This is a genomic window from Arenimonas sp., from assembly GCF_022842045.1.
Taxonomy (GTDB): Bacteria; Pseudomonadota; Gammaproteobacteria; order Xanthomonadales; family Xanthomonadaceae; genus Arenimonas.
The window spans coordinates 67,898-80,791 of the sequence record NZ_JALHQI010000004.1 but is presented as its reverse complement, the minus strand read 5'-3'; the positions used below and the strand labels follow the sequence as shown (position 1 = coordinate 80,791).

Annotated in this window: 12 protein-coding genes and 1 riboswitch; of the genes, 6 read left to right on the top strand and 6 right to left on the bottom strand. The window is 71.1% G+C overall.

Translation table 11 applies throughout. From position 1 onward, the window contains the following. The 6 genes from Q0C12_RS02105 to rph all read right to left on the bottom strand — a co-directional run. A partial coding sequence (locus tag Q0C12_RS02105; protein WP_290885534.1) for a DUF1631 family protein occupies window positions 1-726 on the bottom strand: 726 nt, incomplete at its 3' end. A gap of 153 nt (window positions 727-879) precedes the next feature. After that, the gene (locus tag Q0C12_RS02100; protein ID WP_290885532.1) at window positions 880-2,697 is read right to left on the bottom strand and encodes a TonB-dependent receptor; all 1,818 of its coding nucleotides are present in this window, start codon (window positions 2,695-2,697) and stop codon (window positions 880-882) included. 140 nt (window positions 2,698-2,837) lie between these two features. Then, a riboswitch (cobalamin riboswitch) is annotated at window positions 2,838-3,025 on the bottom strand. A gap of 13 nt (window positions 3,026-3,038) precedes the next feature. Continuing rightward, window positions 3,039-3,224, bottom strand: coding sequence for a CPXCG motif-containing cysteine-rich protein (locus Q0C12_RS02095; RefSeq protein ID WP_290885529.1), 186 nt, complete (start codon window positions 3,222-3,224; stop codon window positions 3,039-3,041). Window positions 3,225-3,406: 182 nt separating this feature from the next. Beyond that, window positions 3,407-4,564, bottom strand: coding sequence for a radical SAM family heme chaperone HemW (gene hemW, locus Q0C12_RS02090; protein WP_290885526.1), 1,158 nt, complete (start codon window positions 4,562-4,564; stop codon window positions 3,407-3,409). Further along, the gene (gene rdgB, locus Q0C12_RS02085; RefSeq protein ID WP_290885523.1) at window positions 4,561-5,157 is read right to left on the bottom strand and encodes an RdgB/HAM1 family non-canonical purine NTP pyrophosphatase; all 597 of its coding nucleotides are present in this window, start codon (window positions 5,155-5,157) and stop codon (window positions 4,561-4,563) included. Before rdgB ends, hemW begins: the two co-directional genes overlap by 4 nt. Before the next feature lie 36 nt (window positions 5,158-5,193). Further along, complete coding sequence (gene rph, locus Q0C12_RS02080; protein WP_290885520.1) at window positions 5,194-5,922, bottom strand: ribonuclease PH; 729 nt, start codon at window positions 5,920-5,922, stop codon at window positions 5,194-5,196. A gap of 66 nt (window positions 5,923-5,988) precedes the next feature. On the opposite strand from rph, the gene Q0C12_RS02075 reads away from it, so the two are divergent. The 6 genes from Q0C12_RS02075 (at window position 5,989) to recG (ending at window position 12,888) form a co-directional block, all read left to right on the top strand. Beyond that, the gene (locus Q0C12_RS02075; RefSeq protein ID WP_290885519.1) at window positions 5,989-6,852 is read left to right on the top strand and encodes a YicC/YloC family endoribonuclease; all 864 of its coding nucleotides are present in this window, start codon (window positions 5,989-5,991) and stop codon (window positions 6,850-6,852) included. Between the two features lie 5 nt (window positions 6,853-6,857). Then, on the top strand, window positions 6,858-7,469 hold the full coding sequence (gene gmk, locus Q0C12_RS02070; protein ID WP_290885539.1) for a guanylate kinase: 612 nt from the start codon (window positions 6,858-6,860) through the stop codon (window positions 7,467-7,469). A 169-nt stretch (window positions 7,470-7,638) separates the two neighbouring features. After that, window positions 7,639-7,941 carry a DNA-directed RNA polymerase subunit omega gene (gene rpoZ / locus Q0C12_RS02065; protein WP_290885517.1) on the top strand — a complete coding sequence of 101 codons (303 nt, stop codon included), beginning with the start codon at window positions 7,639-7,641 and terminating at the stop codon, window positions 7,939-7,941. A gap of 190 nt (window positions 7,942-8,131) precedes the next feature. Then, entirely contained in the window at window positions 8,132-10,306 is a 2,175-nt protein-coding gene (locus Q0C12_RS02060; RefSeq protein ID WP_290885516.1) for a bifunctional (p)ppGpp synthetase/guanosine-3',5'-bis(diphosphate) 3'-pyrophosphohydrolase, read from the top strand. A gap of 64 nt (window positions 10,307-10,370) precedes the next feature. Further along, entirely contained in the window at window positions 10,371-10,754 is a 384-nt protein-coding gene (locus Q0C12_RS02055) for a RidA family protein (RefSeq protein WP_290885513.1), read from the top strand. Window positions 10,755-10,758: 4 nt separating this feature from the next. Further along, window positions 10,759-12,888, top strand: coding sequence for an ATP-dependent DNA helicase RecG (recG, locus tag Q0C12_RS02050; RefSeq protein ID WP_290885510.1), 2,130 nt, complete (start codon window positions 10,759-10,761; stop codon window positions 12,886-12,888). The last annotated feature ends 6 nt before the right edge of the window (window positions 12,889-12,894 follow it).

Genomic DNA, 12,894 nt, shown 5'->3' with positions numbered 1-12,894 from the left:
GCCGGCACCCGCGGTGCCGGTGGCCGCGCCGTCGCCGGCCGGCCGGGCCTTGGCGGACGGGCCGCTGGCCGGGCGCGCGCGCACCGGCACGTAATGCAGGTTCGGCAGCACCCCGTTGCGAGAGAGGTAGGTGTTCACCGATTCGATGAAGCCGCCGTAGAGCGGCATCAGGTGCCGTTCGAAGGTCCGGAACAGCAGGCTGCGGTGCTCGCCCGCGAGCTCGAGGCAGTCGGCGGCCTGGCGCAGCATGCGGCACAGCGCCTGCGGGCCGATCGGCACGTTCTCGGCGTCGAAGGCCGGCTTGCCGGCCAGCACGCCGAAGCGCTGGCCCAGCAGGTACAGCGGCAGGCTGTTGCGGACCTCGGCCCGGCTGGCGATCTCGGCCAGGACGGTGGCTTCGTCCATGTCGAGGTTCTCGACCAGGGACAGCTCGTCACGGGTCAGCCGGAAGCCGCCGGTGATGGATTTCGCCCCCGGCGGATCCTTGATGCAGGCCAGCTCGGCCTCGAGCGCGATCAGGAAGCGCGGCACCAGGTCGGGGCGGGTGCGCTTGACCAGGCGCTGGGCTTCGAGCCAGCGGGTCTGGACCATGTTGCTGCGCGCCTGTTCGGCGAACTTGAAGAGCTGCTGCTCGAATTCGTTGAGCGTCGAGACCAGCGTGCGCTCGATCTCGTCGGAGGAATACTCGAGGATGCCGCCCAACAGCCCGCGGACTCGATCAGGCAATGGCCGCGTCGCAAGCGTCGGTGCGGACGCGTGCGGAGGTATGGCCGATGCGGGCATGCGGCGCTCCGTGTGAATTCCCCAGCGCGATTCTAGGCACACGCGTGGCCCCGCGCATAGGGCCGGGCCAGTCCGGGGGACTGGCCCGGCGAGGCCTTACCTCCCGTTCCAGACCAGGCTGACCAGGCCGCTGCGGCCGGGGGTGTTGTAGCCGCGGACCAGTTCATAGTCGCGATCGGCGAGGTTTTCCAGCCGGCCCTCGAGGCGCCAGGCCGGGCTGAACTGCCAGGCCAGGCGCAAGTGCGCGAGGGCGTGCGAGGGCAGGCGGGCGCCGAAATCGGGGCGACCCGAGAAATAATCTCCCTCCAGCGCCAGTGAGAGCCCGTTGCCCCAGGCATGCCCCAGGTCGACGTGCGCCTTGCGCTTGGCCCGGCGCAGCAGGGGCTGGCCGGCGCCGGCGTCGATCGCGTCCTGCCAGGTCAGGTTGCCGCCGCCGCTCCAGCCGCCGCGGTCGAAGCGATAGCCCAGCTCCACGCCCTCGAGCGCGGCGCGGTTGATGTTGATGGCGTTGTTGGTGAGCGGCGCGGCGAACGCGACCAGGTCGCGCACGCGGGTGCGGTAGACCGACAGCTCCAGCCGCTGGCCGGCTGCCGGCGTGTAGGCCAGGCCGGTTTCCCAGGTGCGTGAATGCTCCGGCCGCAGGTCCGGGTTGCCGGCGAAGCCAAAGCCGGTGTCGGGGTAGTAGAGCTCGTTGAAGTTCGGCGCGCGGAAGCCCTCGCCCCAGGACAGGCGCCACTGCACGCGGTCGCCCAGGTCGACGCCCCAGCCGGCATTGCCGGTGGTGACGCCGCCGTACTGGTTGCTGTGGTCGCGGCGCAGCGACAGGTCGAGCACGTGCCGGCCGAAGCGGCCGCCGTAACCGATGAAGGCGGCCTGGCTGCGGCGGGTGTCGTCGAACAGCAGGCCGTTGAAGGCGTTTTCCGATTCGCCGTTCTCCCGCTGCCAGTTCAGGCCGAAGCGCAGGGAGGCGTCTTCGCCCATGGCCAGCGTGTGCAGCCAGTCGGCGCTGCTGCGGCGGCTGCGGAAGGCGTTGGGGAAGGAACCCGCGGTGTCGAGGTCCTCGCGGGCGTGGCCGAGGGTGAACTGGTGGCTCCAGTGCGCGGCGAGTTCGCCGGCCAGGGTCACGCCGCCGGAGGCATTGCGGGCATCGGTGACGCCGCGGTCGAACTCGACCTCGGCGTCGGTGGCGATGGCGTTGAACGACAGCACCTGGCTGCCGACGGCGGTGCGGCCGCGCAGGCTGAGGTTGCGGTTGCGGTAGCCGTCGTCGTCGGGATCGTAGGAAAACACCGAGTTCGGGTTGGTGGCCGAGAAGCCGCGCAGGCGCTGGACGCCGGCGGTGATGCCGAAGCCGCGGCGGCTGTCGCCGGTGCCGATCGCGGCGCTGGCGCCGACCCGGCCGTAGCTGCCCGCGGAGACGCGCGCGGACGGCGCCGACGGGTCGCGGGTGAAGATGTGGACCACGCCGCCGATCGCATCCGAGCCCCACATGGACGCGCGCGGGCCGCGCACGATCTCGATCCGCTCGATCTGCTCCAGCGGCAGGTGGGCGAAGTCGAACACCCCCTGGCCGGTCGAGGTGACGCGGATGCCGTCGACCAGGATCAGGCTCTGGTTCGAATTGCTGCCGCGCAGGAACAGGGCGCTGCCGCCGCCCGGGCCGCCGGTGCGGGCGACGTCGATGCCGGCCTGGCGGCCGAGCAGGTCGATCAGGTCCGGCGCCTGGCTGGCCTCGATGTCCTGGCGCGTGATCACGGTGACCGAAGCCAGGGCTTCGTCGAGCGGGCGCTCGATGCGGGTCGCGGTGACCTGGACGGCGTCCAGCGTGGCCGCGTCCTGGGCCAGGGCGGCGGCGGGGGACAGCAAGAGGGAAATCGCCGCGCAAAGCGCGGACTGGCGTGCAACGGGGTTCATCTGATGGTTTCTCCTGGAACGCTCACCCGCGGGAAGCACGCGCGGGGTGGTCCGGGGAAACGACGCGGCCGGGCGCGGACGGGCGCAGGCCATGACGCTGCCCCGTCGCCCTCCGCAACGTGCCGTGGTGGCCACCCCTGGTGGGTGGCCAAGCACCAGGCCGGTCTCCGGACTCGCCAGCGGCGGGGTGCGCGGGGCACCTCGCCTCCCGTCCGCCTTCCCATGCCCGGGGGCACAGTGGCTTGCTGGAGGGGATTCTGGCCTACCGTTGCGGGGGCAGTGCCGGAGTTGGACCGGCTTCCCGAACACCTGGGGCGGGTGAATTCTAGATCAAGACGGGGTCAGTCGTCGCGGTCGGCGTCGTAGCCGTCGAGCTCGCCGTCGCCGCCGACCCGCAGCCGGACGGTGATGGGCCGGCAGCAGACGTAGCAGTCCTCGACGTACTCGGCGTCGCCGGCCGAGGGATCGGCCACGGTTTCGAAAGTCTCGCCGCAGTGCGGGCAGGTCAAGGTGATGGTGTCGAGCATGGGGAGAGGGTAGCGGGGGGTGTGGGAGTGGCGGGTGAACGGGGAGCGAGCGGGGCGAGGAGCCAGTGAAGAGGAACCAGGAACTAGTGAAAAGCCGGATCCGGGCACTTGCTAGTTCCTATTTCCTCCTCACTAGTTGCCTCCTTACTGGTGACTGCCCGCCAGTTGCCGCGTTCCCGTCGTCAGCCCAGGAACAAGCCAATCACATCATTCGTAAACCGCCGCCCCAGCTCCGTCGGCCGCCAATGCTCCCCGTCCTGCTCGAGCCAGCCGAGGACGCGCGCGTGCTGGAGCTCGGCGGCGATGACCTGGCGGTCCAGGCCGGTGCGCGACTCGAAGTCCGACAGGCGGAAGCCTTCGACGAGCCGCAATGCATTGAGCATGTAGTCGAAGGGCAGGCCCGTCGGCGCGATCGGATCGTCGCCGCCAATGCCGCGTGCGGTGCCGGCGTGGGCGATGAAGTCGCGCGGGTTCTTGGGTTTCCAGCGGCGGCGCACTTCGCCGCTGGCGCCCGAGCTGATCTTGCCGTGGGCGCCGGCGCCGATGCCGAGGTAGTCGCCGAAGCGCCAGTAGTTGAGGTTGTGCGCGCACTGCCGGCCTTCGCGGGCATAGGCCGAGACCTCGTACTGGGCATAGCCGGCGGCGGCCATCGCCTCGATGCAGCGCTCCTGGATGTCCCAGGCGTCGTCCTCGCCGGGCAGGCCCTCGGGCGGCTTCACCGCGAAGGCGGTGTTGGGCTCCATCGTCAGCTGGTAGTGCGAGAGGTGCGCGGGCTGCAGCGCGATCGCGCGCTCGATGTCGTGCAGCGCCATCGCCAGGTCCTGGCCGGGCAGGGCGTACATCAGGTCCAGGTTGAGGTTGTCGTAGCCGGCGTCCTGGGCCAGCTTCACCGCGCGCTCGGCCTCGGCGCTGCCGTGGATGCGGCCCAGGCGCTGCAGGCAGCCGTCGTCGAAGCTCTGGATGCCGAAGCTGATGCGGTTCACGCCGGCGGCGCGGTACTGCTCGAAGCGGCCGTGCTCGGCGGTGCCCGGATTGCACTCCGTCGTGATCTCGGCGCCCGGCGCGAAGCGCAGCCGCGACGAGCAGGCGTCGAGGATGGCGCCGATCGCATCGGGCGCGAACAGGCTGGGCGTACCGCCGCCGAAGAACACGCTGTGCACCGTGCGGCCCCACACCAGCGGCAGGTCCTGCTCCAGGTCGCGCACCAGCGCGGCGATGTAGTCGTCCACCGGCAGCGCGCCGCTCTGCCCGTGCGAATTGAAGTCGCAATACGGGCATTTCTTCACGCACCAAGGGATGTGGATGTACAGCGACAGCGGCGGCGGGATGAGCGTGCTCACAGCTCGTGCAGCCGCGCGCGGAGCGCGGCCAGCGCGAGCCCGCGGTGGCTGATCCGGTTCTTCAGCGCCGGGTCGAGCTCGGCCGCGGTGTGCTGCTGCACCGGATCCAGGAACACCGGGTCATAGCCAAAGCCGCCGTCGCCGCGCGGCGCCTCCAGCACATAGCCTGGCCATCGCCCCTCGACCACCAGCGGCTGCGGGTCGCGGGCGTGCCGCATCAGCACGATCACGCAGTAAAAGTGCGCCCGCCGCTGCTCGCCCTCGAGCCCCTGCATGCGCTCGAGCAGCCGGGCGATGTTGGCCGCGGAATCGCCATGCACGCCGGCATAGCGCGCGCTGTAAAGGCCCGGCTCGCCGCCGAGCGCGTCCACCACCAGCCCCGAATCGTCCGCCAGCGCCGGCAGCCCGGTCGCCGCGCACGCATGCCGCGCCTTCAGGATGGCGTTCTCGATGAAGGTCAGGCCATCCTCGACCGCATCCTCCACCGCCAACTCGCCCTGCGACACCAGCGCATGGCCCGCATCCGCCAACAGCGGCTGCAGCTCCGCGAGCTTGCCCTTGTTCGATGTCGCGAGGACCAGTTGTCTAGGCATCGTGTGTGGGTCAGGTGTTCATCCGTGGCAAAAAAACTAGCCCGCCAAGGCGGCGCGCTGCAGGGAGACGAGTTCGGCGATGCCCTTTTCGGCCAGGGCGAGCAGGGCGTCGAGTTCGGGGCGGCGGAAGGCGTGGCCCTCGGCCGTGCCCTGGACCTCGATGAAACCGCCGCCGTCGTTCATCACGACGTTCATGTCGGTGTCGCAGGTGCTGTCCTCGCGGTAGTCGAGGTCGAGCACCGGCACGCCCTGGCAGATGCCGACCGAGACCGCCGCCACCGCGCCCAGGATCGGGTCGCGGGTGATGTCGCCGCGGGCCTTGAGCACCGAGATCGCGTCGCACAGCGCCACGTAGGCGCCGGTGATCGCCGCGGTGCGGGTGCCGCCGTCGGCCTGCAGCACGTCGCAGTCGAGGGTGATGGTGCGCTCGCCGAGGGCCTTGCGGTCGATGCAGGCGCGCAGCGCGCGGCCGATCAGGCGCTGGATTTCCAGCGTGCGGCCGCCCTGCTTGCCGCGCGCGGCCTCGCGGTCGTTGCGGGTGTTGGTGGCGCGCGGCAGCATGCCGTACTCGGCCGTGACCCAGCCTTCGCCCTTGCCGCGCAGGAAGCCCGGCGCCTTGTTGTCGATGCTGGCGGTGCACAGCACCTTGGTGTCGCCGAAGCAGACCAGCACCGAGCCCTCGGCATGCTTGGTGTAGTTGCGCTCGATGCGGACGGCGCGCAGCTGGTCGGGGGCGCGGCCGTCGGGGCGGGGGGAGCTGGTCATGGGGCACATCCGGCAATCTTTGGCCGGCTAGATTACCATTCGACCCCTCCAGACCCGGGACCGCCCATGATCCGCAGCATGACTGCCTTCGCCGCCTGCGAGCGCGCCGCCACCGGCGGCACGCTGGGCTGCGAGCTGCGCGCGGTGAACCATCGCTACCACGAGCTCAGCGTGCGCGCCCCCGAGGAGCTGCGCGCGATCGAGCCGGCCCTGCGCGAGCGCGTCGCCCAGAAGGTCTCGCGCGGCAAGGTCGACCTGGTGCTGCGGTTCCGGCCTTCCGCCGGTGGCCGCGCCGACCTGCGCATCAACCAGGGCCTGCTGGACCAGCTGGCCGCGTCGGCCCAGGCCATGGACGGGCGATTCCCCGGCCTGCGCACCGAATTCACCGAGCTGCTGCGCTTCCCCGGCGTGGTCGAGGAAGACGCCCTGGACCAGGCTGGCCTGCAGGCCGAGGCCCTGGCCCTGCTGGACGAGACCCTGGCCGAATTCGTCGCCGCCCGCGAGCGCGAGGGCGCCAAGCTGGCGGCGGTGATGGCCGAGCGCGTGGATGGCATCGAGCGCATCACCCGCCAGGTCCGCGAATGGCTGCCGGAGATCCGCGCCGCGCTGCGGGCCAAGCTCGATGCGAAGCTGGCCGACCTCAAGCTGCCGCTCGATCCGGGCCGGCTGGAGCAGGAAGTGGTGCTGAACCTGCAGAAGATCGACGTGGACGAAGAGCTCGACCGCCTCGCCAGCCACGTCGCCGAGGCCCGGCGCGTGTTCGCCCTGCCCGAGGCCGTGGGCCGCCGGCTCGACTTCCTGATGCAGGAGTTCAACCGCGAGGCCAACACCCTGGGCTCGAAGTCCGTGGACAGCCGCACCACGCAGGCGGCGGTGGAGCTCAAGGTCCTGATCGAACAGCTGCGCGAACAGGTGCAGAACCTCGAATGAACACGATCCGCGGCACCCTCTACGTCGTCGCGGCGCCCTCGGGCGCCGGCAAGTCCAGCCTGGTCAACGCGGTGCTGGCGAAGGAGCCGGGCATCGCGCTGTCGATCTCCTTCACTTCGCGCGCGCCGCGGCCGGGCGAGCGCCACGCCCAGCACTATCACTTCGTGGACAAGGCCGAGTTCGAGCGGATGATCGCCGCCGGCGATTTCTTCGAGCACGCGCTGGTGCACGGCGACTACAAGGGGACCGCCCGGCAGTCGGTGGAGCCGCAGCTGGCGGCCGGCAAGGACGTGCTGCTGGAGATCGACTGGCAGGGCGCCCGCCAGGTGCGCGAGAAGATGCCCGACTGCCTGAGCGTGTTCATCCTGCCGCCGTCAAAGGACGCCCTCGAGACCCGGATGCGCAACCGCGGCCAGGACAGCGAGGAGACCATCGCCCGGCGCCTGGCGGCGGCCCGGGAGGAGATGTCGCACTACGACGAGTTCGACTACGTCATCGTCAACGAACATTTCGATGCCGCCGCGGCCGAGCTGCGGGCCATCTTCGTGGCCCAGCGCCTCAGGCGCGCCGCCCAGGCCACCCGGCACGCTTCGCTGATCCGCGACTTGCTGGCCTGACTGGGGCCCGGGCGGCCGGGCCGCGCCCCGGCCACCGGGCGGCCGGCCCGGCGTCGACCGAGGAAGCCATTTGCGCCGCCCCCCGGCCCGGGCGTAGAATGCGCGGTTCGCGTAACCCCTTGATTTTCCGTAGGCGCCCCGGCCGGGCAGCCTTCGGTGAGGAGATCCAATGGCCCGCATCACCGTGGAAGACTGCCTGTCCGTCGTCGACAACCGCTTCGAGCTGGTCCTGATGGCGTCCAAGCGCGCCCGCCAGCTGGCCAAGGGCGTCGAGCCGACCCTCGACAACAGCGAGCACCAGGACAAGCCGACCGTGCTGGCCCTGCGCGAGATCGCCGCCCGCAAGATCGACCAGCAGCTGATCGACGACGTCGAGAAGGCCGAGCGCGAGCGTGCCGAGCGCGAGGCGCTGGAATGGGCCGCCGCGGAAGTCGTCGACGACGACCTGTCCAAGGGCGGCGACGACCTCTGAGTCCGGCGCGAGGGGTCCTGCCCCTCGCCCAACCCTCCGTGGGAGGGAATGTAGGAGGGCCTTCAGGCCCGAAGGTCTTCGCCAAGAAGCTTCGGGCCTGAAGGCCCTCCTACATTCCCTCCCACAGTTCGTTCACGGGCCCGAAAGCCGCGGCATTGATGGGTTTCCCGGCCCCGCGTAGTCTGGCTGCATGTCTTCCTTCACCAAGCCGCAGAAAGTCGCCGACATCGGCCCGGATCCGTGTCCGGACGCCGTGCTGGCGCTCGAGAAGCGGCTGGCCGACTACCTGCCGCCGGACCAGGTGCGCCAGGTCCGGCGCGCCTACGAGATTGGCGCGCGCGCCCACGAGGGCCAGACGCGCAAGAGCGGCGAGGCCTACATCACCCACCCGGTGGCCGTGGCCGGCATCCTGGCCGAGCTGCGGCTCGATGCCGAGACGCTGTGCGCCGCGATCCTGCATGATGCACTCGAGGACACCCCGCTGCCGCGCAGCGAGATCGAGCGCGAGTTCAGCGTCACCGTCGCCGAGCTGGTGGATGGCGTCACCAAGCTCGACAAGCTCCACTTCCGCGACCGCCAGGAGGCCGCCGCGGAAAGCTTCCGCAAGATGATGCTGGCGATGGCGCGCGACCTGCGCGTGATCCTGATCAAGCTCGCCGACCGCCTGCACAACATGCGCACGCTCGATTCGATGGCCGCCGAGTCGCGCCGCCGCATCGCCCGCGAGACTCTGGAGATCTACGCGCCCATCGCCCAGCGCCTGGGCATGAACAAGATCAAGGCCGAGCTGCAGGACCTGGGCTTCCGCGCCCTGCACCCGATGCGGCACCGGGTGATTTCCCGGCGCATCGCGGCCCAGCCGGTGATGCGGCGCGAAGCCCTGGCCACGATCGAGGCGCAGCTGGCGCAGCGCCTGGCCCAGGAAGGCCTGCGCAACCACCTGGTGAGCCGGGTGAAGTCGCCGTGGAGCATCTATACGAAGATGAAGCAGGAGAACAAGAGCCTCGAGCAGGTGCTCGACGTCTTTGGCTTCCGCATCGTCGTGCCCACCGTGATGCAGTGCTACCACGCGCTGGGCGCCGTGCACTCGATCTACAAGCCGCTGGACGCGCGCTTCCGCGACTTCATCGCCATCCCCAAGGCCAACGGCTACCAGAGCCTGCACACCGTGCTGTTCGGCCCCTACGGCGCGCCGGTGGAAGTGCAGATCCGCACCGAGGACATGGACCTCGTGGCCGAGCGCGGCATCGCCGCGCATTGGGTCTACAAGAGCGCCGGCGCCGGCGGCAGCGCGGCGCAGGCGCGTGCGCAGGACTGGGTGCGCAACCTGATGGACACGCAGCAGAGCGCGGGTTCGTCGCTGGAGTTCCTGGAGAACGTCAAGGTCGACCTGTTCCCGGACGAGGTCTACCTGTTCACGCCCAAGGGGGACATCCTGGCGCTGCCGCGCAACGCCACCGCGCTCGACTTCGCCTATGCCGTCCATACCGACGTCGGCAACCATGCCGTGGCCGCGCGCGTTGACAAGAAGCTGGTGCCGCTGCGCACCAAGCTCAGCAGCGGCCAGAGCGTCGAGGTCATCACGGCGCCTTCGGCGACGCCGGGCCCGCAGTGGCTGGAGTTCGTGGTCTCGAGCAAGGCGCGCACCGCGATCCGGCACTTCCTGAAGCGGCTCGAGCACGAGGATGCGGTCGACCTTGGCCACCGCATGCTGGACCGCGCGCTGGAGGCGCTCGAGAGCTCGCTCGACCGCGTGCCGGCCGACCGCATCGAGCACCTGCTGGCCGACCTGCGCTACCGGCGGCTGGAAGAACTGCTGGCCGACATCGCCCTGGGCAACCGCATGCCGGCGCAGGTCGCGCGGCTGATGGTGCACGGCCAGGACGTGCTGCCGCTGGACGGCGCCGTCCTGCCCACCGGCACCTCCGAACGAATCATGATCACGGGCAGCGAGCGCGGCGTGCTGAGCTTCGCGGCCTGCTGCCACCCGATCCCGGGCGACGAGATCATGGGCTACCTCAGCGCCGGCAAGGGCGTGGTGGTGCACCGCACGGACTGCCCGAACGTGGTCGAGTACCGCAAGTTCCCCGAGCGCTGCGTGCCGATGGCCTGGGACCGCAACGTCGAGGGCGACTACCGGGTGGCGCTGCGCATCGAGGTCGAGAACAAGCCCGGCGTGCTGGCCCAGGTCGCCGCCGCCGTGGCCGAAAGCAACTCCAACATCGATGCGGTCGAGTACCGCGAGCGCGACGTGGCGGTGTCGGTGATGGAGTTCGCGATCGAAGTCCGCAACCGCAAGCACCTGGCCGACGTCATCCGCCGCATCCGCCGCCTGGGCGTGGTGCACGGGGTGCAGCGGCTCTGAGTCGTCTGGCCGCTGCGGCGCGCGGCTCCTACAATCCCACTTCCCCATCCTGACGAGGCACGCCATGTCCCGCGATCCGATCAGCACCGAGCGCGCCCCCGCCGCCATCGGGCCGTATTCCCAGGCCGTGCGCGCCGGCGGCACCGTCTACCTGTCGGGCCAGATCCCGCTCGACCCGGCCACCGGCGAGCTGGTCACCGGCGACATCAGCACCCAGACCCGGCGCGTGTTCGACAACCTCAAGGCCGTGTGCGAGGCCGCGGGCGGTTCGCTAGACGGCGTGGTGCGGGTCGGCATCTACGTGATGGACCTGTCCGACTTCGCCCAGGTGAACGCGGTGATGGCCGAGTATTTCCAGGCGCCGTACCCGGCCCGCTCGACCATCCAGGTCGCCGGCCTGCCGAAGGGGGCGCGGGTCGAGGTCGACGCGGTCCTGGTCACCGGCTGAGACGATGGCCGCGCCGCCGCGCCGCCGCAGCACCCGCGGCCCGGAACCGGCGCTGGCGCCGTCCGGGGCCGAGGCCCTGTCCGCGCTGCCGGGCGTCGGCCCGAAAGTGGCTGAAAAGCTCGCCGCGCGCGGCCTGCTGAGCCTGCAGGACCTGTGGCTGCACCTGCCGCTGCGGTATGAAGACCGCACCCGGGTGACACCAATCGGCGCGCTGCAGCCAGGCGTATCGGCCCAGGTCGAAGGCCGGGTGGAGGCGGTGGAGCGCAGCTTCCGGTTCCGGCCGATGCTGCGCGTCGCGATCCGCGACGGCTCCTTCGGGGGGCTGGTGCTGCGCTTCTTCCACTTCAACCGGGCGCAGTTGGCGCAGTTCGTGCCGGGACGGCGCATCCTCGCCTACGGCGAGGCGCGGCCCGGCCAGCACGGGCTGGAAATGGTGCACCCCAGCTACAAGCTGCTGGCCGAAGAAGGCGACACGGTCGTCCGCGACCGGCTCGATCCGGTCTATCCCGCGGTCGAGGGATTGGGGCCGCAGTCGCTGTCGCGGCTCGTGGGAGAGGCGCTCCGCCGGCTGCCGCCGGCGGAGGAGCTGGAGCTGCTGCCGGCCGGCCTGCGCCAGCGCCTGCAGCTGCCGACGCTGCGCGAGGCGCTGCTGACGGCGCACCGTCCGCCGCCCGATGCCGACCTGCGCGAATTCGAGCTCGGCATCCATCCGGCGCAGCGCCGGCTGGCGCTGGAGGAACTGCTGGCGCACCACCTCAGCCTGCGCCGCCAGCGCATCGCCCTGCGCGCGCACGGCGCGATGCCGGTTCGTCCCAAGGGCAAGCTGGCCACCGCCCTGCGCGCGGGCCTGAAGTTCAAGCTCACCGGCGCCCAGCAGCGCGTGCTGTCCGAAGTGGCGCAGGACATGGCGCGCCCGGAGCCGATGCTGCGGCTGGTGCAGGGCGACGTTGGCAGCGGCAAGACCGTGGTGGCGGCGCTGGCCGCCGCCAATGCGGTCGAGGCCGGCCGCCAGGTGGCGCTGATGGCGCCGACCGAGCTGCTGGCCGAGCAGCACCTGGCCAACTTCCGGGCCTGGCTCGGGCCGCTGGGCCTGCAGGTCGCGTGGCTGGCCGGCAAGGTCACCGGCAAGGCGCGCGCGGCCGTGCTCGAGGAGATCGCCTCGGGCCGCGCCCAGGTGGTCGTGGGCACGCATGCGCTGATGCAGGACAAGGTGGTGTTCTCGAGCCTGGCGCTGGCCATCGTGGACGAGCAGCACCGGTTCGGCGTGCACCAGCGGCTGGCGCTGCGCGACAAGGGCCTGAGCGGCGCCCAGGTGCCGCACCAGCTGGTGATGACCGCCACCCCGATCCCGCGCACGCTGGCGATGTCGGCCTATGCCGACCTGGACGTGTCGGTGATCGACGAAATGCCGCCGGGCCGCACGCCGGTGCAGACCGTGGCGATCAGCGGCGATCGCCGCGGCGACGTGGTCGAGCGCATCCGCGCCGCCTGCGCCGAGGGCCGCCAGGCCTACTGGGTCTGCACCCTGATCGAAGACAGCGAGGAAGTGGAGGCGCAGGCCGCGCAGACCACTTTCGAACAGTTGGGTGCCGCGCTGCCCGAGCTTCGCCTGGGCCTGCTGCACGGGCGCATGAAGCCCGCGGAGAAACAGGCGGTGATGGCCGCCTTCAAGGCCGGCGAGCTCAACCTGCTGGTGGCCACCACCGTGATCGAGGTCGGCGTGGACGTGCCCAACGCCAGCCTGATGGTGATCGAGAACGCCGAGCGGCTGGGGCTGGCCCAGCTGCACCAGCTGCGCGGGCGCGTGGGCCGCGGCGCGGCGGCGTCGAGCTGCGTGCTGATGTTCAAGCCGCCGCTGTCGCAGATGGCGCGCGAGCGGCTGGAGGTGATGCGGGCCAGCACCGACGGCTTCCTGATCGCCGAGAAGGACCTCGAGCTGCGCGGCCCGGGCGAACTTCTGGGCACGCGCCAGACCGGCCTGGCCAGCTTCCGCGTTGCCGACCTGGTGCGCGACGCCGACCTGCTGCCGGAGGTGCACCGCGCCGCGGACCAGCTGCTGGCCGAGGCGCCGGGGATCGCGGACCGCCTCGTGCAGCGCTGGGTGGGCGGCGCGGCACGCTTCGCCGGTGCCTGAGCCGGC